The organism is Centipeda noxia ATCC 43541, assembly GCF_000160555.1.
GTDB classification, from domain to species: domain Bacteria; phylum Bacillota; class Negativicutes; order Selenomonadales; family Selenomonadaceae; genus Centipeda; species Centipeda noxia.
Window position 1 is genome coordinate 129,876 of record NZ_GG749280.1, and the last position, 19,648, is coordinate 149,523.

The 19,648-nt window shown below is 58.5% G+C and carries 16 protein-coding genes; 3 read left to right on the forward strand and 13 right to left on the reverse strand.

Going from position 1 to position 19,648, the window contains the following annotated elements:
* The 13 genes from murG to thrC all read right to left on the reverse strand — a co-directional run bounded on the left by murG (position 1) and on the right by thrC (position 15,801).
* Positions 1-1,116, reverse strand: a complete 1,116-nt coding sequence (gene murG / locus HMPREF7545_RS04490; protein WP_006694498.1) for an undecaprenyldiphospho-muramoylpentapeptide beta-N-acetylglucosaminyltransferase — start codon at positions 1,114-1,116, stop codon at positions 1-3.
* On the reverse strand, positions 1,113-2,495 hold the full coding sequence (murD, locus tag HMPREF7545_RS04495; protein WP_006694499.1) for a UDP-N-acetylmuramoyl-L-alanine--D-glutamate ligase: 1,383 nt from the start codon (positions 2,493-2,495) through the stop codon (positions 1,113-1,115). Before murD ends, murG begins: the two co-directional genes overlap by 4 nt.
* Positions 2,496-2,525: 30 nt before the next feature.
* On the reverse strand, positions 2,526-3,512 hold the full coding sequence (gene mraY, locus HMPREF7545_RS04500) for a phospho-N-acetylmuramoyl-pentapeptide-transferase (RefSeq protein WP_006694500.1): 987 nt from the start codon (positions 3,510-3,512) through the stop codon (positions 2,526-2,528).
* Entirely contained in the window at positions 3,512-4,921 is a 1,410-nt protein-coding gene (locus HMPREF7545_RS04505; protein ID WP_006694501.1) for a UDP-N-acetylmuramoyl-tripeptide--D-alanyl-D-alanine ligase, read from the reverse strand. Before HMPREF7545_RS04505 ends, mraY begins: the two co-directional genes overlap by 1 nt.
* Entirely contained in the window at positions 4,918-6,408 is a 1,491-nt protein-coding gene (locus HMPREF7545_RS04510) for a UDP-N-acetylmuramoyl-L-alanyl-D-glutamate--2,6-diaminopimelate ligase (protein ID WP_006694502.1), read from the reverse strand. Before HMPREF7545_RS04510 ends, HMPREF7545_RS04505 begins: the two co-directional genes overlap by 4 nt.
* 6 nt (positions 6,409-6,414) lie before the next feature.
* On the reverse strand, positions 6,415-6,795 hold the full coding sequence (locus HMPREF7545_RS04515) for a cell division protein FtsL (protein WP_006694503.1): 381 nt from the start codon (positions 6,793-6,795) through the stop codon (positions 6,415-6,417).
* A gap of 27 nt (positions 6,796-6,822) precedes the next feature.
* A complete protein-coding gene (gene rsmH, locus HMPREF7545_RS04520; RefSeq protein ID WP_006694504.1) occupies positions 6,823-7,755 on the reverse strand; it encodes a 16S rRNA (cytosine(1402)-N(4))-methyltransferase RsmH in 933 nt (310 codons plus the stop codon).
* A gap of 12 nt (positions 7,756-7,767) precedes the next feature.
* On the reverse strand, positions 7,768-8,211 hold the full coding sequence (mraZ, locus tag HMPREF7545_RS04525) for a division/cell wall cluster transcriptional repressor MraZ (protein ID WP_006694505.1): 444 nt from the start codon (positions 8,209-8,211) through the stop codon (positions 7,768-7,770).
* Positions 8,212-8,460: 249 nt separating this feature from the next.
* Positions 8,461-9,492: an aspartate-semialdehyde dehydrogenase gene (locus HMPREF7545_RS04530; protein WP_006694506.1), complete on the reverse strand. Its 1,032-nt coding sequence runs from the start codon at positions 9,490-9,492 to the stop codon at positions 8,461-8,463.
* Between the two features lie 11 nt (positions 9,493-9,503).
* Positions 9,504-10,292 carry a 4-hydroxy-tetrahydrodipicolinate reductase gene (gene dapB, locus HMPREF7545_RS04535; protein WP_040571217.1) on the reverse strand — a complete coding sequence of 263 codons (789 nt, stop codon included), beginning with the start codon at positions 10,290-10,292 and terminating at the stop codon, positions 9,504-9,506.
* A 95-nt stretch (positions 10,293-10,387) separates the two neighbouring features.
* Complete coding sequence (recG, locus tag HMPREF7545_RS04540; protein WP_006694508.1) at positions 10,388-12,454, reverse strand: ATP-dependent DNA helicase RecG; 2,067 nt, start codon at positions 12,452-12,454, stop codon at positions 10,388-10,390.
* Positions 12,455-12,532: 78 nt separating this feature from the next.
* On the reverse strand, positions 12,533-14,152 hold the full coding sequence (gene pckA / locus HMPREF7545_RS04545) for a phosphoenolpyruvate carboxykinase (ATP) (protein WP_040571266.1): 1,620 nt from the start codon (positions 14,150-14,152) through the stop codon (positions 12,533-12,535).
* A gap of 131 nt (positions 14,153-14,283) precedes the next feature.
* Positions 14,284-15,801 carry a threonine synthase gene (gene thrC, locus HMPREF7545_RS04550; protein ID WP_006694510.1) on the reverse strand — a complete coding sequence of 506 codons (1,518 nt, stop codon included), beginning with the start codon at positions 15,799-15,801 and terminating at the stop codon, positions 14,284-14,286.
* Positions 15,802-15,901: 100 nt separating this feature from the next.
* On the opposite strand from thrC, the gene nadE reads away from it, so the two are divergent.
* The 3 genes from nadE to HMPREF7545_RS04565 all read left to right on the forward strand — a co-directional run bounded on the left by nadE (position 15,902) and on the right by HMPREF7545_RS04565 (position 19,648).
* Entirely contained in the window at positions 15,902-17,569 is a 1,668-nt protein-coding gene (nadE, locus tag HMPREF7545_RS04555; RefSeq protein ID WP_006694511.1) for an NAD(+) synthase, read from the forward strand.
* 153 nt (positions 17,570-17,722) lie between these two features.
* Complete coding sequence (locus HMPREF7545_RS04560; RefSeq protein WP_006694512.1) at positions 17,723-18,673, forward strand: metal ABC transporter solute-binding protein, Zn/Mn family; 951 nt, start codon at positions 17,723-17,725, stop codon at positions 18,671-18,673.
* Between the two features lie 252 nt (positions 18,674-18,925).
* Complete coding sequence (locus HMPREF7545_RS04565) at positions 18,926-19,648, forward strand: metal ABC transporter ATP-binding protein (RefSeq protein ID WP_006694514.1); 723 nt, start codon at positions 18,926-18,928, stop codon at positions 19,646-19,648.

The following is a 19,648-nucleotide window of genomic DNA, read 5'->3' on the forward strand; positions in this document are numbered from 1 at the left end:
TCACCCTTCTCCTTTAGATATTCGCAGCGCAAGTGCTGCGATTTCCTCGGCTGCCTTCGGCTTTCCGAGGCGCTTCATCGCCGCCGCCATCCCCGCGCGGCGCACATCATCCGAGAGCAGCGTCCGGAGGGCCTCCGTGAGTACGGCGCCGTCGAGGTCACGATTGAGAATGACCTCTGCCGCCCCTGCAGCCTCCATCGCGCGGGCATTCTTTTCCTGATGGTTCTCCGCCGCATACGGGTAGGGAATGAGGATCGCAGGCACCCCCCGTGCCGCGAGCTCCGCAAGCCCCGTCGCCCCGGCGCGAAATACCGCAACATCCGCCATTGCCATCGCCTGCGGCATATTGTAAAGATACGGCAGGACACGGATGTTCGGATGTTCCTCGAGCCGCACCCCTGCATTGCGGATGCGTGCCAGCGTATCACCATGCTCCTCTGCTCCGGTCACATGGAGATACTGTACGTCCGTCTGCTCTGCCGCGCGGGCGATAACCTCCACCATTGCACGGTTGATCGAGCGGGCACCGCGGCTGCCGCCGGAGACGAGCACAGTCTTTTTCAGAGGGTCGAACCCAAACGCCTTTGCTCCCTCCCCGCGCGATGCCGTGAGCACTTCGGGACGGATCGGGTTGCCCGTCACATAGGTTTTATTCTGCGGGAATACGGCGCGGGCATCCTCCATGCCGACGGCAATCGCCGTTGCAAACCTCGCGAGAATGCGGTTGGTCACGCCCGCATATACATTCTGCTCCTGCACGAGTGTCGGCACGCCCGCAAGGCTCGCTGCGAGGAGAATCGGTCCCGCAGCATAGCCGCCTGTCCCGATGGCAACGTCGGGTCGAAAACGGCGCACGATACCGCTTGCACTCGCAAGGGCGCATAGAGCACGACCCGCGCGCAGAATATTCTCAAGCGAAAATTTTCGCTCAAAGCCTGCCAGGTCCACCGCGATGAAGTCAATGCCCTCGCGCGGTACAATGTCTGCCTCCAGCCCATGCGGCGTACCGACGTAAAGGATACGGGCAGAGGGCTCGTTCTGCTGAATCGCGCGGATAATCGTGAGCGCCGGGTAGATGTGTCCGCCCGTTCCACCGCCGGATACGATGATATTCATAACTCGTTCACGATCCTCTTGAAATCCCGTCCGCGCTCCTCGTAGCCGCTGTACATGTCAAAGCTGGCACAGGCAGGCGAAAGCAGTACTGTCTGCCCTTTTGCCGCCAGATCATGCGCCGCCTGCACTGCCGCCGCCATATTGTAGCCCGCGCGGCGGATATGCTGCTTGGAGAGGCCTGCACCTTCTGCTGCTGCGGCAAAACGCGCTGCTGCATCGCCGATCAGAATCAGCTCGTCGACACGCGCATGAACAAGCTCCATGAACTCCGTGAGATCGGTCAGCTTATCATCGCCGCCCGCAATGAGAACAATATGCCCGTCAAACGCCTCGAGAGCCTTGATCGCCGAGTCCGTATTCGTCGCCTTGGAGTCATTGTAATAATTGACCCCGTCCAGTGTGCGCACGAACTCAATGCGGTGCTCCACTCCTTTGAAGGAGCGCAGAACGGGGCGCGCCTCCGCCGGTGTAACGCCGGCGAGCAGCGCCATTGCCGATGCCGCAAGCGCATTCTCAACATTGTGCCCGCCGGGGATGCCAAGTTCTCGGACAGGGATAAGGACATGCTCCGCACCGTCCCAACGCATGACAATCATGCCGTCTGCCCGCACGGTTGCCCCCTCGCTCAGCTCCGTGCGCCTGCTGAAGAAGCACACATGTCCTGCTGCGCGCTCCGCCATGCCGCGCGTATGCGGATCATCATAATTCAGTACGAGAAAGTCTTCATGCGTCTGCGCGGCAAAGAGTTTCTCCTTCATCGCCTGATAGACTTCCATCGAGCCGTGCCGCACAATGTGGTCCGGCGTCACATTCAGCTCCGCAGCAACAGCCGGATGAAAATGCGTCGTCGCCTCCATCTGATAGCTCGAGATCTCAGCCGCGATCGCACCGTCCGCAGGGATCTCCTGCGCCACATCGATGAGCGGCACGCCAATATTGCCGCCGACGCCGACAGCCGAAAAATGCGCACGCAAAAGTTCCCCAAGGAGGGTAGTGGTTGTGGTCTTTCCGTTCGTTCCCGTAATCGCGTAGATCGGCGCGCGCGCAATCTCCCCTGCCAGCTCCACCTCTGTCGTTACGCGAATGCCGCGTGCCCGCGCGGCGCGAACGAGCGGGATGCGCTCCGGCACCGCGGGCGAGAGCACAATCAGATCGATCCCGTCCAGCAGTTGTTCCCTTTGTGCGCCAAAGACGCAGGAGATCCCCTGCGTCCTCAAATCCTCAATATGCTTCTGCGTCAATGCATCTTTTTCCGCATCTGCCTCATCCTTTGCGTCCGAGAGCGCCACGCGCGCCCCCGCTGCCGCGAGATACCGCGCCGCCGCAAACCCGCTGATGCCCGCTCCGATGACGAGCGCAGACTGATTGTCATAGGACAATTCCCTGTGTCCCCCTTATGAAAAGCCATATCACGATGCCAGCACAATGATCCACGCGATGACCGCCGCCGCCGCACCGATCGCCCAGAATGTATAGACGACGCGCGTCTCGCTCCAGCCCCCGAGTTCGAAGTGATGATGAATCGGGCTCATGCGAAAGATGCGCTTTCCCCGCGTCTGAAAGGAAATCACCTGCAGGATCACGGACAGCGCTTCGCAGAAGAAGACGAATCCAACGATCGGCAGCAGGAGTTCCGTATGCGAGAGGAGTGCGACGCCCGCGAGCGCGCCGCCGAGAGCAAGCGATCCCGTATCTCCCATGAAGATGCGTGCTGGGTGATGATTATACCATAAAAATCCAATGCATGCACCAATTATTGCAGCAGAAAAAACCATCAGCCCGCTGTCCATGCCATACATGAGCGCCGCATAGAAAAGCGCCGCTGCGGTTACGGTCCCAGAGGCGAGTCCGTCGAGACCGTCCGTCAGGTTGACCGCATTCGAGGTGCCCACGAGCACACATACAACGAGGACGTAGTAGAGCGCACCGATATCGACCGCCTTGCCCATCAGCGGAACCCATACGCTTGTATCGTGCCCGAGCACGACGCTTCCGATCAGAATAGTGACGAGCGCAATGACGAGCTGACCGAGCAGCTTCTGATAGGCGCGCAGTCCGAGATTGCGCTTTTTGACCACCTTGATGTAGTCGTCTGCAAAGCCGAGCAGAAAATGCCCGAGGAAGATGAAGAGTGCGAGCAGCGTCGTCACCGTCAGCGGAGCAAAGAGAAGCGTCGCCGCCGTCACGGCAAGCACAATCATCACGCCGCCCATCGTCGGCGTGCCGCTCTTTTGCTGGTGACTCGCGGGGCCCTCGGCACGGATGCTCTGTCCGTATTTCAGGCGATGCAGAAACGGAAGGAAATACACGCCGCTGAAAAGCACAATCGCCAGCGATGTCACGACCGTCAGCAGGATGCGCAGCTGCGGTGTGATAGAATCCAATATATAATCCATCAGTGCCCCGCCTTCTCACCTGTCAGCAGGGCGATTACCTGCTCCATCCGCATGCCGCGCGAGCCCTTAAATAGAACCGTATCGCCGTCCGAGAGAATTTTGCGCAGCAGCTGAGCTGCCTCCTCATGCGTCTCGGCATGAAAGCATGCGGCGCAGCCCGTCTCCTCTGCTGCCTCATGGATCCAGCGGGCCTGCGGTCCGTAGGTCACGACTGCCGCAAAGCCCAGCTCCGCCGCGCGGCGTCCGATCATGCGGTGCGCCTCTTCGGCCGCGGCGCCAAGCTCCAACATATCGCCGAGCACCGCGATTTTGCGTCCCGGATAAAGCGCAGCCGTCGTTTCGAGCGCTGCGTGCATGGAGGAAGGACTTGCGTTATAGGCATCGTTGATGAACATCCATGCGCCGACTGACTCCGTTTCGTAGCGCATCTTTGTTCCCTCGATGTTCCGCAGTCCCGCCTGCATCTCCTGCGGCGTGAGGCCGAGAGCAAATCCGGCTGCAAGCGCAGCGAGGGTGTTGCTGACATTATGCCGGCCGGGCAGGGACACGGCATATTCATGCCGTTCATTCGCATACGTCACCATGAAGCGTGAACCATCCGCCGCACACTGCAGTGCTTCGGCGCGCACATCTGCATCCGCATCGATCGCGTACGTTAGGATACGCACGCCGTCCGCTGCAAACGAACGCATTGCAGCGACACGGCTGTCATCTGCATTGAGGATCACCGTCCCGCCCGAAGGGATCGCCTCCACGAGTTCGGCCTTTGCCTTTGCAATGTTCTCGATGGAGCCGAGCAGCTCCATATGCACCTCGCATACATTCGTCACAATGCCGATCGTCGGCGCAGCAACGGGGGCAAGCGCCGCGATCTGCCCCAATCCGCGCATGCCGATCTCCACAACAGCGGCGAAGTCCTCCGGCACAATGCCGAGCAGCGTCAGCGGCAGGCCGACCTCGTTATTGTAATTTTCCGCTGTGCGGCAGACCTTCCCCCGCCCCGAGAGAACAGCGGCTGTGAGTTCCTTCGTCGTGGTCTTGCCGTTGGACCCCGTAATCGCAATCACGGGGATGTCAAACTTCATGCGCCATGCATGCGCGATTGCTTGATATGCCCGCAGTCCGTCGTCCGCTTTGAGAACGGTGCCTTTTGCTTTCTTCAGCGCCTTCTCGGCAGATGTGCTCAGCGGCGTGCCGACAATGACTGCCGCCGCCCCCCGCTCGAGCGCTTCCGCTGCAAAATCCGCGCCGTCAAACTTCTCTCCGCGCAATGCGACGAAGAGATCGCCCGAAGAAATTTTGCGCGTATCCGTCGTGATATGCGGGAATACCGTATTCCCGGCAAGTTTCCCGTTATGCGCTGCAGCGCCGACAGCAGCCTGCACCTCATCCCATGTCATGCCCGTCATTGCCTGCTCCTTATCGCCTCTGCCGCCGTTTCCCGATCATCAAAATGAATCGTTCCGTCCTTCAGAATCTGATAGGTCTCATGCCCCTTGCCGAGGATGACCACGGTATCGCCCGCACGTGCCGTCTGTACGGCATGAAAGATCGCTGTGCGCCGATCGACAAGCTTCTCGTAGGGCTTTCCCCCGATCGCCGGCAAAACGCCCGCCTCGACCTCATCCAGGATCGCCGCCGGATCCTCTGTGCGGGGATTATCTGACGTGAGCACGATGACATCGCCGAGCTCTGCTGCAATCCGGCCCATAATGGGCCGCTTCGTCCGATCTCGATCGCCGCCGCAGCCAAAGACGGTGATAATCCGCCCTGTTGTCACGGCGCGTGCGGTACGCAGCACATTTTCCATGCCGTCCGGCGTATGCGCGTAATCGACGATAACGGAAAAATCCTGACCTGCGCGCACGAGCTCGAACCGCCCCGGCACCCCGCTGAACGCCGCAAGTGCCGCCGTAATATCCGACGCTGTCACTTGTTCAGCGAGTGCAGCGCCTGCTGCCGCAAGCACATTGTATACGTTGAACAGGCCGGTGATGCCGGTCTGCACAGCAGGCAGCTCGGCCCCCGCATATGCGATGGTCAGCTCCATGCCATCCTGTCCCAGACGGATCTTCCGTGCCGTGAGAGCCGCCGGCATATCCACACCGTAGGTAATCAGAGGACAGTGCGTATGTGCACGCATCATCTTGGCCGCCGCATCGTCCGCGTTGAGGATTGCCGTCTTGCCCTCCTTCACGCCCTGCTCGGACACGAGGTCAAAGAGGCGCGCTTTCGCACGTGCATAGTTCTCCATCGTCTTATGATAGTCGAGATGATCCTGCGTCAGATTTGTAAACACTGCCGTATCAAACTCGATCCCTGCTACGCGCCCCTGATCGAGCGCATGCGAAGAGACCTCCATCACGACCGCATCCATGCCGCGCGTGCGCATCTCTGCAAGCAGCTGCTGCATGACGATGACATCGGGTGTCGTGTTCGCCGTAGAGAAGACATCATCCTCCATCATGATCTGAATCGTTCCAATCAGGCCGACCCGCCTGCCCGCATGACGGAGCATGGCGCGCACAAGATAGCTTGTCGTCGTCTTGCCGTTGGTCCCCGTGATGCCGATCACACGCATCGCACGCGCGGGATAATCGTAAAAATACGGCACGATGAGATCCAGCGCCTCTTGAAGATCCGGCACGTGCAGAACGGAGATGCCGGGCGGCACCGCCACCTTGTCTCTCTCCGTCAAAACAGCGCGGGCTCCTGCCCGCGCCGCATTTGGTATAAAGCTGTGTGCGTCCACATGAACGCCGTTGATGCAGACGAAGAGCGCCCCCTCCGCTGCTCTGCGCGAGTCGCGCTCAATGGAGGTGATCTCCGTACATTTGTCTCCCGCAATCCGTGCGCCGGGCACAAGGTCAGCGAGTTCTTCCAATCGCTTCATCATAGGCCCTCATTCCCCTTCATGCGAAAAGTATATATTCTGCGGCACCTGCATATGCAGTTCCTGTACCGCAATTGACTCAATCCGCGACGGCGACTTCAGCTGTGCGATCTCGATCTTGAGCCGTTCGTTCTCCTGTTCAAGCTGCTCCGCCTTCTGCTGTGTCTCGAGCAGCGTATAGCCGCTCTTTGCGCCGATGCCGCCGAGCAGGGTCACCGCCATTGCACCGCATGCGACGAGGAAGAAGACGGCACGCAGGCAGTTTCGAAGATTGGTATTCAGTTGATGGCGCAGCAGAGGCTCCCGCGGCACCTCTGCCTGTACTGCCGGCGCAGCTTCTGCAGGGACAGGAATATCATAGAGATATGCGTCCTCCTTACGTGCCAGCATGTGCCCCACCCCCTTGCTTTTGATTTCCTATAATTTCTCTGCTGTACGCAGTTTTGCACTCTTTGCTCTCGGATTTTCCGCGCATTCCACGGCGCTTGCCATTTGCGGCTTTCCAATCAGCCGCAGTTCCGGAGTATGTCCGCAGACGCAGACCGGTGTATGCGGCGGGCAGATGCACCCCTGTGCAAACCGCTTGAGCGTCTTTTTGACGATGCGGTCTTCGAGCGAATGGAATGTAATGACCGCCAATCTGCCTCCCGGCCGGAGCGCTCGTACGGCTGCAGTCAGCGCACCCTCCAAAATGGTCAGCTCTTCGTTTACCTCAATGCGGATCGCTTGAAAGACGCGTTTCGCCGGATGTCCTCCTTTTGCGCGTGTCTTCTTCGGAACGGCGCGATCGATCACCGCAACGAGCTGTCCCGTCGTCTCGATCGGATGGGCCTTGCGCTCCTCTTCGATGAATGCGGCAATGCGTTTGGCCCACCGTTCTTCGCCGTAGTTGTAAAAGATCTCCATCAGTTCGGCTGCCGTGTATTCGTTGACAACACTCCGGGCACTGCGCCCCGCACGCCGATCCATGCGCATGTCAAGCGGCGCATCCTGCATATAGGAGAATCCGCGCTCCGCTGTATCAATCTGCGGGGAGGAGATGCCGAGGTCGAAGAGAACCCCATCCGTGCTGTCTACGCCTGCTCCCGCGAGAATCGCCGACAGATTTCGGAAGTTATCACGCACCAATGTGACCTGACACGCCGCATCTGCAAGACGTTCCTGCGCTGCAGCAATCGCGGCCTCATCCTGATCGATGCCGATCAGGCGTCCCTCGGGCGACAGCCTCGCCGCGATGCGCCCCGCATGCCCCGCGCCGCCCAGCGTACAGTCCACATAGGTGCCGTTCGGCGTGATGTTGAGCGCATTCAGCGTCTCCTCGGGCAGGACGCTCACATGATGAAAGTCCATCGCATCCCGCTCCTAAATCGAGATGCCATAGCCCGCCAGCTGCGTCGAGATCTCCGTGATGTTTGGATCCACCTCGCCGGCATAGCGCTCCCACTTCTCCCTGTCCCAAACCTCGATGCGTGCGTCTGCACCCGTCAGGATGACGTCCTGCTTGAGACCGATGTTGGCATAGGTACGCAGATTCGCCGGTACGAGGAAGCGCCCCTGCTTATCACATTCGAGCGTCCGCGCGCCTGCGATGAAAAAGCGTGCAAATGCGCGTGCGTTGGGATCGGCAATGGACAGTGTGCGCAGCTTTGCCGCGAACTCATCCCATGCCGCCTGTGGGAACAGAAAGAGGCTCCCGTCAAGACCTTTTGTGATGATGAACGAGACGCCGAGTTCCTGGCGGAAGTCCGCAGGCAGAATGACGCGGCCCTTTGCATCAATGCTGTGGGCGTATTCCCCCATAAACATCCGGCCGCACCACCTTTCAGAATCTTATCACCACAATATGGCACATTCCACCACATTTCACCACTTTTCCTACAGTTATAGCAAAAACGCTGTGTCTTTTCAAGAAAACAAATATTCTCTTTTTCATGTATACAATGTATAAAAGTCCCTGCAGCCCTTGTATATCAAGGGCTGCAGGGACTTTTACAAAATTTATCAAAGCGTAAAAAAAGACCTGCTTTCCACGCGAAAGCAGGTCCCCGGGTTGTTTCAGATAAGTTCGTGCGCGATCATATACTCCGCAATTTGGAGAGCATTGAGAGCTGCACCCTTGCGGATCTGATCGCCGCAGATCCAAAAATTCAGCGCATGATCCGTTGATTCGTCGCGGCGCAGGCGTCCGATCTCGACGTCTGTCCGGCCGGAGGTGAAAAGCGGCATTGGATATTCCTGCTCCGCCGGATTATCGTGCAGGATAACGCCGGGGAACGCCGCGAGCGCCTGACGCGCTGCATCGAGCGAGATCTCGCTCTCAAACTCGACGTTGACGGACTCCGCATGACTGCGGTAGACGGGCACACGCACCGTTGTGGCGGTGATGCGCAGCGCATCATCGCCTATGATCTTCTTTGTCTCGTCGATCATCTTCATCTCCTCTTTCGTGTAGAGGTTATCCATAAAGACATCGATCTGCGGGATGAGGTTGAACGCGATCTGATAGTGCTTCGGCAGCGAGCCGACAGGCAGGATGTTCGCCGCAGGCTCTTTGCCCGAGGAGAGCGCGGCCACCTGCTCCTCCAGCTCTGCCATCCCCTCCTTGCCCGCGCCGGAGACCGCCTGATAGGTGGAGACAACGATGCGGCGGATCTTCGCGAGATCATAGAGCGGCTTCAGCCCCATCACCATGATAATGGTCGAGCAGTTTGGATTCGCGATGATGCCTTTATGCTGCCTGATCGCCTCAGGATTGACCTCGGGCACGACGAGAGGCACCGCGGGGTCCATCCGGAAGGCACTCGAATTGTCGATGACGACAGCCCCCGCTTTCACCGCATAAGGAGCGAACTCCTTGCTTGCCGAGCCCCCCGCAAAGAGCGCGATGTCGATCCCCTCAAAGGAGTCCGCCGTCGCCTCCTGCACCGTATACTCCCTGCCCATAAAGGCGATCTTCTTTCCCGCTGAGCGGCTGGATGCGAGCAGGCGCAGTTCTGCGAACGGGAACTTGCGCTCTTCGATCAGGTTCAGGAACTCCTGGCCGACAGCGCCCGTTGCGCCAAGGATAGCGACGCGATATTTCTTCATAACAATTCCCCTTACAACAGTTTATCCAGTCCAACGGTGAGTGATGTGAGAGAGCGTACCTTCTTCGCAGCGAGTACGACACCCGGCATAAAGGACTCACGGTTCAGTGAATCGTGGCGGATCGAGAGGGTCTGTCCGAGGCCGCCGAAGATGACCTCCTGATGCGCGACATAGCCCGGCAGGCGGACACTGTGGATGCGCATCCCCTCATACTCTGCGCCGCGCGCACCCGGAATCTTTTCCGCCTCGTCGGGATGCCCCTGTCGATGCGCAGGGCGTACCTCGGCGATCATCGCCGCCGTCTGCACTGCTGTCCCTGACGGCGCATCCAATTTATTGTCATGATGGAGCTCGATGATCTCCACTTCCGGCATATACTTTGCCGCCATGCGGCTCATGAGCATCATGAGCACGGCGCCGATTGCAAAATTCGGTGCAATGAACGCGGGCGTATCATTCTCCTCCGCCGCCGCCTTGATCGCCGTCTTTTGCTCCTCGGAGAGTCCCGTTGTGCCGACGACCGGCGATACCTTGTGTGCGAGCGCCGTCAGCACATTCGCATAGACAACGTCGGGGCGCGTAAAGTCGATCATCACATCGGGATGCAGGCGTTCAAGCGCCGTGGCCAGATCAGTCTCCACAAGAACGCCGTTCTTCGCCGTGCCCGCAAGTTCCCCGCTGTCCGCGCCGCCGGTGATATCGACCGCGCCGACAAGCGTGAGCTCCGCATCGTCTGTCACGGCTTTGAGCACCGCACGTCCCATACGCCCGCAGGCGCCGTTCACCAAAACCTTTGTCAAGGCAATCTCCTCCTCGAATGTCAATGTGTCGTTATTCTATCGCAGAGAATCCTGCCGTGTCAAGGAATACAAGACGCATGCGATACCTCTTTGTTTCAAATCTCGCGGATGTGTTCAAATTGCTGCCGATACTGGCGCATGATCGTCGGCAGGACAAAAGCGAGCGCCTCCGGATCATCGACCGTTGCAAGAGCGGCACGGCGCGCGAGCAGCAGGAGATCCATATCGGCGAGAACATCGGCGATTTTAAGATCACCGAGCCCGTGCTGCATTGCTCCGAAGAACTGTCCAGGACCGCGCAGACGCAGATCCTCCTCGGCAAGGCGAAAACCGTCACTCGTCTGCTCGATGACCTGCAGGCGCTCCTGCGGCGCCGCGCTCCGCCCCGCGATCAGAATGCAGTAGGAATCATAGGATCCGCGCCCAACGCGTCCGCGCAGCTGATGGAGCTGTGCGAGGCCAAACCGCTCCGCGTGCTCCACAACGAGGATGCTCGCATTCGGCACGTTGACGCCGACCTCGATGACCGTTGTCGACACGAGAAGTTTGATCCGGTTCGCATAGAAGCCGTTCATCACCTCTTCCTTTTCCGCGGATTTCATCCGCCCGTGCAGGAGTCCGCAGGCGATCCCGCGGAAGATGCTGCGGGAGAGCTCCTCATAGACTTCCTCTGCCGAGGGCAAATCACTCTCCTCGCTTGCCTCAATCAGCGGACAGACAACGTACGCCTGCCGCCCGCTCTCGATCTCTCTGCGCACAAACGCATAGATCTTCCCGCGTGCGGTCTCATCGCGCAGGAACGTACGGATCGGACGCCGCCCCGGCGGCAGATGTTCAATGCGTGAAACATCGAGATCGCCGTACACCGTCAGCGTCATTGTCCGCGGAATCGGCGTCGCCGTCATAACAAGCACATCCGGTGTTCCCCCGCTTTTTTTCTCGAGCGCCGTACGCTGCGCCACGCCGAAGCGATGCTGCTCATCCGTCACCACCAGGCCAAGCGCATCGAACGCCACATGATCCTGAATCAACGCGTGCGTGCCGACGATAATATCCACCGTATGTGCGGCGAGCGCCGCATCGATCTCCGCACGTTCCTTCTTCGTCAGCCGCCCCGAGAGAAATCCCACACGAATGCCAAGCGGCGTGAGCAGCGTCTGCAAATAATCATAATGCTGACGCGCCAGGATCTCCGTCGGCGCCATCAGCGCACCCTGATATCCGTTCTCCGTTGTTTTGACGAGAGCGAGCAGGGCGACTGCGGTCTTTCCCGAGCCAACATCTCCCTGCACGAGGCGGCGCATGGGCAGAGGCGACTCCATATCGCGCGCGATCTCCCCCCATACCTTCGCCTGATCCTCGGTCAGTTCGAAGGGCAGCGCCTCCAAAACGCGCGCAGCCAGCACACCGTTTGGCCTGTGTGCAATCCCTTCCTGCTCCTCCGCCGTCCGCTTTTTGAGGGCGAGCAGCCCGCATTGGATGAGATAGAGTTCCTCAAAGGCAAGCCGCCGACGCGCCGCGCGCAGTTCCTCCTCCCGCTTTGGGAAGTGAATCCGTCGAAAGGCATCCGCACGTCCGATGAGATCATACTCCTGCCGAATGCGCGGCGGAAGGGTCTCCGTAAGCTTATCCGCGCTCTGCGCGAGAGCATACTCCATCATCTGCCGCAGCTGTTTCTGCGGGAGTCCCTCGGTTGCCGCATAGATGGGCAGAATGCCGAGCAGCGATTCCGCATGATCGCGCGCGCCGAGCAGCTCAAAGGATGTGATCTGCGAAAGCGCAAGCTGTCCGCCGCCGTTATAGGCATAGTCCGTCTTCCCCGTGAGGAGAATGCGCCGGCCCTCACGCAGCTTCGACTTCAGAAAGCGCTGATTAAACCAGACTGCCTGCATGTAGCCCGTCCCGTCGCCGATGAGCGCAGTCAGCACGGTGAACCCGCGCCGCCGTGTCTGGCGGTCCGTCACCTGGTGAATGACGCCGAGAACAGTCGCACGCATCCCCGCCCGCAGATCGGCAATGCGCGTAATGCTGCTCTGATCCTCATATGCGCGCGGATAATAAGTCAGGAGGTCATATACCGTTCGAATGCCGAGCCGCGCAAAGGCGGCAGACTTCTTTACGCCAACGCCGCGAACTTTGCTGATGCTGTCCGTGAGCTCCATTCGCTCCCCTCCTTCCCTCTTTTCAAAAAAGAAGCTGCCGCAAACATTGCGGCAGCTTCTTCCACGGAGCAATAATGTTTAAAGCTGCGGCCCCGCCGAAACGAGCGCTTTGCCCCCCTCGTTGCCCTCATACTTCTTAAAGTTCTTGATGAAGCGCGCAGCGAGATCCCTTGCCTTTTCATCCCACTCCGTACGGCTTGCATAGGTGTCGCGCGGGTCAAGGATCTTCGGATTGACGCCCGGCAGTTCCGTCGGAACCTCGAAGTCGAAATACGGAATCTTCTTCGTCGGCGCGCTGTCAATGGATCCGTCCTGGATAGCATGAATGATGCCGCGCGTGTCCTGAATGGAGATGCGCTTTCCTGTTCCGTTCCACCCCGTGTTCACGAGGTAGGCGCGCGATCCGTGCTGCTCCATCTTGCGCACGAGCTCGTCTGCGTACTTCGTCGGATGGAGCTCAAGGAACGCCTGTCCGAAGCATGCAGAAAACGTCGGCGTCGGCTCGGTAATGCCGCGCTCTGTACCCGCGAGCTTCGAGGTGAAGCCCGAGAGGAAGTAGTACTTCGTCTGCTCCGGCGTCAGAATCGAGACCGGCGGCAGAACGCCGAACGCATCGGCGGAGAGGAAGATCACATGCTTTGCGTGCGGGCCCGCAGATTTATCTGCAACGTGACCGAGCACGATGTGCTCAATGTGGTTGATGGGATATGAAACGCGCGTATTCTCCGTAACGGACTTGTCCGCGAAGTCAACGTGACCGGCGAGATCGACCGTAACATTCTCGAGCAGCGCATTGCGGCGGATCGCCTGGTAGATATCGGGCTCCGCCTCGGGGTCGAGGTTGATGACCTTCGCGTAGCAGCCGCCCTCGTAGTTGAATACGCCCTCGTCATCCCAGCCGTGTTCGTCGTCGCCGATGAGCAGGCGCGCATTGTCGGTCGAGAGGGTAGTCTTTCCCGTACCGGAAAGGCCGAAGAAGAGCGTTGTGTTCTGCCCCTCTTTATCTGTATTCGCCGAGCAATGCATGGAGGCAATCCCCTTCAGCGGGAGGTAGTAGTTCATCATCGAGAACATGCCCTTTTTCATCTCGCCGCCGTACCATGTGTTGACGATGATCTGCTCACGGCTCGTGAGGTTGAACATAACCGCCGTCTCGGAGTTGAGGCCGAGGTCGCCGAAATGCATCACGCGCGCCTTTGCCGCATTGTAGACGACAAAGTCCGGTTTGAAGTTCTCAAGCTCCTCCGCCGTCGGACGGATGAACATATTCGTGACAAAATGTGCCTGCCACGGCACCTCCACGATAAAGCGAACGGCCATGCGCGTATTTTTATTTGCGCCGCAGAATGCGTCGACGACAAAAAGGCGCTTGTTGCAGAGTTCGCGGATCGCAATCTCGCGTACAGCATTCCACGCTTTCTGCGTAGCGCGGTGATTGTCGTTCGGATACTCCTTGGAGGTCCACCAAACTGTATCATGCGAGGTCTCATCATCGACAATGTACTTATCCTTCGGCGAACGGCCCGTATAGATGCCCGTCATGACATTGACCGCATCCTTCATCTCCGTCACTTGCCCGCGCTCATAGCCCTCGAGGTCAGGGCGGAGCTCCTCGCGAAACAGCTGGTCATAGTCCGGGTTGTGGACAATCTCTGTCGTGCCCGTGATACCGTATTGTGTCAGATCAATCGTTGCCATGACATTTACCTCTTTCTTTTCAAAAGATTGGCTGCAGTCGATGCGAGGCATGCCCTCCTGCCTTCGTATCATACACTATATGTGTGAAAATTCTTCATATACACAGAAAATCCTTCTTCCTATGAAAAATTTTATTGTTCGTATCGTTTTTCTTGCCTATTTCTGCCGGCAAACGCCAAAACTGCATCGCGCATCTCCGCACGCGCGCAAATACCGTCATGAAGAACGGGCATCGTGCGCAGCGCCGCAAGGCGCAGCGGAATATCCATCCTGCTCAGCGACTGCAGGCGCTCCATCTGTGCAAACGCATCGAGCGTTCCTGCATCCTCGCCGAGCGCCCTGAGCACGCTTGCGGCAAATTTATACGGGCTCGCCGTCGAGAGTACAATCATCGGCCGCTCATCCCCCGTCGTACGGCGGTAGGATTCCGCCGCACGATAGGCGACGGCCGTATGCGGGTCAACCGTGTACTTCGTGCACGCATAGACTGCGCGAATTTCCTCCTCGGTCGCACGGTCATCGGCGAATGCCGCCCAGAAATTCTCATTGAGAACAGGCAATAGACGACGCGCGTCATATTGCCCGGTCTCCGCGAGTTCCTTCATCCACGCGGCGACCTGTGCCGTATCCTCCGTCAGATGATAGAGCAGCCGCTCGAGGTTGCTTGAGACAAGGATGTCCATCGACGGTGACAGCGTCTGATAAAAACTGCGCCTGCGATCATAGATCCCCGTCTGGAGGAACTCGGTCAGCACGTTGTTTGCATTCGAGGCACAGACGAGCTTCCCGACGGGAAGACCCATGCGTTTTGCATAGTATCCCGCGAGAATGTTGCCGAAATTCCCTGTCGGCACGGTAAAGTTCACCGCATCGCCCGCTGTGATCTTTCCCTCCTTGAGGAGGTCGGCGTATGCGCTGAAATAGTAAACGATCTGGGGAACGAGGCGTCCCCAGTTGATCGAGTTGGCCGAGGAGAGCTTCGTATGCAGAGCGGCAAGGCGCTTTACCATCTCCGCATCGCCGAAGATCTCTTTGACGCCGCGCTGCGCATCATCGAAATTTCCGCGCACCGCTGTGACGGAAACATTCGCGCCCGTCTGCGTCACCATCTGGAGCCGCTGCACGGGACTGACGCCCCCGTCGGGATAGAACACCATAATCTCGATTCCATCAGCGTCTGCAAACCCCTCGAGTGCGGCCTTGCCCGTATCTCCCGAGGTTGCAACAAGGATGAGGATCGTATCTCGTTCTCCCTCCTTCGCACGCGCTGCACTCATCAGCTGCGGCAGAAGCTGCAGTGCCATATCCTTGAACGCACTCGTCGGGCCGTGCCAGAGTTCGAGCATCTCGAGTTCGCCGACCGCACGCACGGGCGCACGGCGTGCATCATCAAACGTATGCCCATAGGCACGCTCCACACAGCCGCGGAGTTCCTCATCCGTATAATCCGTCAGAAAGAGACGTAGGATGCCGACGGCGCGCTCCTCGTAAGAAAGGGGCGCAAGCGCCGCGATCTCGGAGCTCGTCATCTGCGGAAACGCGTTGGGCACGAATAGGCCGCCGTCCGAGGCAAGCCCCTGCAGGATCGCCTCCGCAGAGGAGACGCGTTCCGACGCTCCGCGCGTGCTGAAGTAATCCATTGTATACATCCTTTCAAATAGGCAGATAAATCCATCTGTGCTATACTATATCTGTTTTTAAAATTATAACATCTCACCGCAGAAAAAATCAAACCCAAGGAGCATCACTATGAAAATTGCACTCATCTCGATGGAGGTCGTCCCCGGCCGTCCCGATCAGAACGCCGCAGCCATGCGCGAAAAAATAGCGGAGGCAAAGGCAGCGCATGCGGAGATTGCCGTATTTCCCGCACTCAGCCTTTCAGGTCTCTTCCTCGGGGGCGTATGGAAGCACTCCGCCTTCCTGCGCGACTGTGCCTCCTATGCCGAGGAAATTGCAGCTGCTGCGCAGGACATTACCGTTGTCTTCGGCAATGCCGCAAAAGAAGAAGGCGCTTGTGCGGGCGTCAGCCGGACACTCATGGAGGCGAGAAACGGAGTGCTCCGCGAGGTCGCCCGACGTCCGCTTCACGGCGCCGGGACATCATTTGATCCCCTCTTCTATACGGCGGCGGACAGAAATTTCATCCTTGCCGCCGATGCCACCCCCTTCCCTCACTGCTTCGGTGCACGCACACTTGCGGAGACGGCACGCGAAAAACACATGCCCATTTTCTACATTAACACCCTTGGGCTGCAGGACAAGGGAAAAACAGTCTACGCCTTTTCCGGCAGTGCACAGGTATTTAATGCGGCAGGCGAGCGCGTCCTCATCTCCCCCGCCTATGCGGAAGGGTTGACGATCATCGACAGCACACAGCTCTCTCCTGCCGCTGCACGTCCCGCAGAAGCAGCCATTGCCCCCATTCACCGCACGATCCGTTACGCCGTGCAGAAATTCCTCGCTCGGATCCATATGGAGCGCGTTGTGATCGGCATCTCGGGCGGCATCGACTCCGCCGTTGCAGCGGCTCTCTATGTCGACGCCATTGGCGCGGACAAAGTACTCCTCGTCAACATGCCGAGCAAGTTCAACTCTGCGACGACGAAGGACCTTGCCGCACAGCTTGCCGAGAGCCTCGGCTGCCGCCATATGATCGTTCCAATCGAAGAGAGTGTCGCATACACTGCAGAGCAGCTGACGGGGATCCCCATCATGGGGAAACCTGCGGCGGAGGGCGAACATCTCACCATCTCCTCGTTCGTCCGTGAGAATATGCAGGCGCGCGACCGCAGCGGGCGCGTTCTCTCCGCCGTCGCTGCTGCATGGGGTGCAGGCTTTACCTGCAACGCGAACAAGGCGGAGTCCACCGTCGGCTATGCAACCCTCTACGGCGATCAGGCGGGCTTCCTCTCTGCGCTTGCCGACCTCTGGAAATATCAGATCTACGATCTTGCGCGCTATCTGAACGAGACGGTCTATGGACGCGAGGTCATCCCGCAGGGCATCATCGATATCGTGCCGAGTGCCGAGCTCTCCGATGCCCAGAACGTCGACGAGGGCAAGGGCGACCCCATCCGCTATCCGTACCACGACTATCTCTTCCGCGCCTTTGTCGAAGAGAACCGCATTCCCGAAGATATTCTCGCACATTACGCAGACGGAGATCTCGAGGACGATATCGGCTGCGGGAAGGGCGTCATCGCTTCCTTCTTCTCCACGACAAAAGACTTCATCGATGATCTCGAGCGCTGGTGGAACCTCTACACAGGCATGGCAGTCGCAAAGCGCATCCAGGCGCCGCCCCTCATCTCTGTCACCGGCCGCGCATACGGTGCAGATCATCCCGAATCTCAGATCGGTCCGTATGAGACGATCTCCTATCGCGCACTGAAAGAAAAACTGCTCCGAAAATGAATCGCTCCGACACATACTGCGGCGTCCCTGCGAAAATATACGCGGGGGCGTTTTTTTGGAGTTTTGTCAAAAAATATTTCATTGAGAAATTTTCTCATTTACAAGATTCAATTTTTGTGCTATTCTCAATACAAAAGAAAGGATGGTGCAAATATGCACGCAAAAAAATTATTTCCACGATTCCTGCTCACCCTCGCACTCGCCATGATGGCACTGGTCGCCGTCGGCTGCGGCGGAGGAGGCACAGGCAGCGACAAGGCAGCCGACACGAAGAAAACGGTGACGGTCACAACCTCATTTTTACAGGATATGACAAAACAGCTCGCGGGCGACTATGTGAACATCGAGCTGATTATTCCCGCCGGTGAGGATCCGCATCTCTACGTCGCGCAGCCTGCCGATCTTGAGAAGATCAAGAAGGCAGATCTCCTTCTCTACCACGGTCTGCACTTCGAGGGTAAGATGGCAGAAGTACTCGAGAAGAAGGGCGTCGCAGTCACGAAGAACTTTGCGGACGCGAACATCAACTACATGGAGGAGGACGGCAAGAAGATCGTCGACCCGCATTTCTGGTTCGATGTCGCCCTCTATAAACAGGCAACGGAGACGGCGGCCGCTGAGCTCATTAAGCTCGTTCCCGCACACGAGAAGGAGATTCAGGAGAATCTAAAGAAGTATCTTGCCGATCTGGATGCGCTTGATGCGGAGATCACACAGAAGATTGCACAGATTCCCGAGGGTCAGCGCAACCTCGTCACGCCGCATGACGCATTCAACTATTTCTCCCATCGCTACCACGTGAACGTCATTGCACCGCAGGGTGTCAGCACGGACTCCGAGGTTGCAAATGCTGACATCGAGAAAACAGCAAACTACATCGTCGATCACAAGGTTAAGGCGGTGTTCGCTGAGAGTACAACGAATCCCGAGCGCATGAAAAAGCTGCAGGAAGTCTGCAGGACGAAGGGCTTCGATGTCGAAATTGTCGGAGGCGAGGGCAACGAGCTTTTCTCCGACTCGCTCGCACCCGCCGGGGAGAAGGGCGATACCTACATTACCATGTACCGCAGCAACGTCGACCTGATTGTTTCGCATCTGAAATAACCATGACGCGTTGTCATATGTTGCACGCAAATGACAGCATGTCCGTGTGTTGCTCCTAAGCAAACCCTAGTGAAGCAAGCGGAGCAAAGGGCACGTTCTGCCCCCTGCGGATTTCTTTCGTTCAAGCGAAGCGCGTTTAAGAAGTCCGCAGGTATTTAGGCAGATAAGTGCCCGACCGCTTGCGTAACGAAGCGTTTGCGTGGGAGCTCGCACGGATAAGGACATAAAGCAAACATAGGGAAGGGACGCAAAATGGAAGGAACGAACAGCGTCATACATGTCGAAGATCTCACAATGGCATACCGCGAGACGCCTGTGCTCTGGGACATCGATCTCGACGTACCGGAGCATGTGCGCTGCGCGATCGTGGGTCCGAACGGCGCGGGCAAGTCTACGCTCCTCAAGGGTATCCTCGGACTTGTAAAGCCGGTCTCGGGCGCAGTGCAGCTCTGGGGAAAGCCGCTCTCCGCCGTGCAGAAAGAGATCGCCTATGTGCCGCAGCGTGGCTCCGTCCACTGGGATTTCCCGACGACAGTCTTCGACGTCGTGCTCATGGGCCGCTATGCCCATCTGGGACTCGTACGCCGCCCCGGCAAGGAAGATCGCGCACACGCGATGGAGGCCCTGGAAAAGATGAAGATGGCCGACTTTGCCAACCGTCAGATCTCGGAGCTCTCGGGCGGGCAGAAGCAGCGTGTCTTTATCGCGCGCGCACTTGCGCAGGATGCGCAGCTCTACATTATGGACGAGCCGCTTGCGGGCGTTGACGAGACGACGGAGCGCATCATCATGGATGAGTTCATAAACCTGCAGCGCGACGGCCGCACGGTCGTTGCGGTGCATCATGATCTCAGTACGCTGGACACGTATTTTGACTATCTTGTCGTGCTCAACCGCACGGTGAAGGCATGCGGCTATCTGGCGGCACTGGATACGGATGCGGCGCTGGCACGCGCCTACCGCGTGAAGGAGTGA

Coding starts and splice junctions, on each gene's coding strand:
- HMPREF7545_RS04560 (WP_006694512.1), top strand. CDS start 17,723: ATGCACGCAAAAAAATTATTTCCACGATTCCTGCTCACCCTCGCACTC.
- HMPREF7545_RS04510 (WP_006694502.1), bottom strand. CDS start 6,408: ATGATGAAGCGATTGGAAGAACTCGCTGACCTTGTGCCCGGCGCACGG.
- recG (WP_006694508.1), bottom strand. CDS start 12,454: ATGGAGCTCACGGACAGCATCAGCAAAGTTCGCGGCGTTGGCGTAAAG.
- murG (WP_006694498.1), bottom strand. CDS start 1,116: ATGAATATCATCGTATCCGGCGGTGGAACGGGCGGACACATCTACCCG.
- pckA (WP_040571266.1), bottom strand. CDS start 14,152: ATGGCAACGATTGATCTGACACAATACGGTATCACGGGCACGACAGAG.
- rsmH (WP_006694504.1), bottom strand. CDS start 7,755: ATGGACTTTCATCATGTGAGCGTCCTGCCCGAGGAGACGCTGAATGCG.
- HMPREF7545_RS04515 (WP_006694503.1), bottom strand. CDS start 6,795: ATGCTGGCACGTAAGGAGGACGCATATCTCTATGATATTCCTGTCCCT.
- HMPREF7545_RS04565 (WP_006694514.1), top strand. CDS start 18,926: ATGGAAGGAACGAACAGCGTCATACATGTCGAAGATCTCACAATGGCA.
- mraY (WP_006694500.1), bottom strand. CDS start 3,512: ATGGATTATATATTGGATTCTATCACACCGCAGCTGCGCATCCTGCTG.
- HMPREF7545_RS04530 (WP_006694506.1), bottom strand. CDS start 9,492: ATGAAGAAATATCGCGTCGCTATCCTTGGCGCAACGGGCGCTGTCGGC.
- HMPREF7545_RS04505 (WP_006694501.1), bottom strand. CDS start 4,921: ATGACGGGCATGACATGGGATGAGGTGCAGGCTGCTGTCGGCGCTGCA.
- thrC (WP_006694510.1), bottom strand. CDS start 15,801: ATGTATACAATGGATTACTTCAGCACGCGCGGAGCGTCGGAACGCGTC.
- nadE (WP_006694511.1), top strand. CDS start 15,902: ATGAAAATTGCACTCATCTCGATGGAGGTCGTCCCCGGCCGTCCCGAT.
- mraZ (WP_006694505.1), bottom strand. CDS start 8,211: ATGTTTATGGGGGAATACGCCCACAGCATTGATGCAAAGGGCCGCGTC.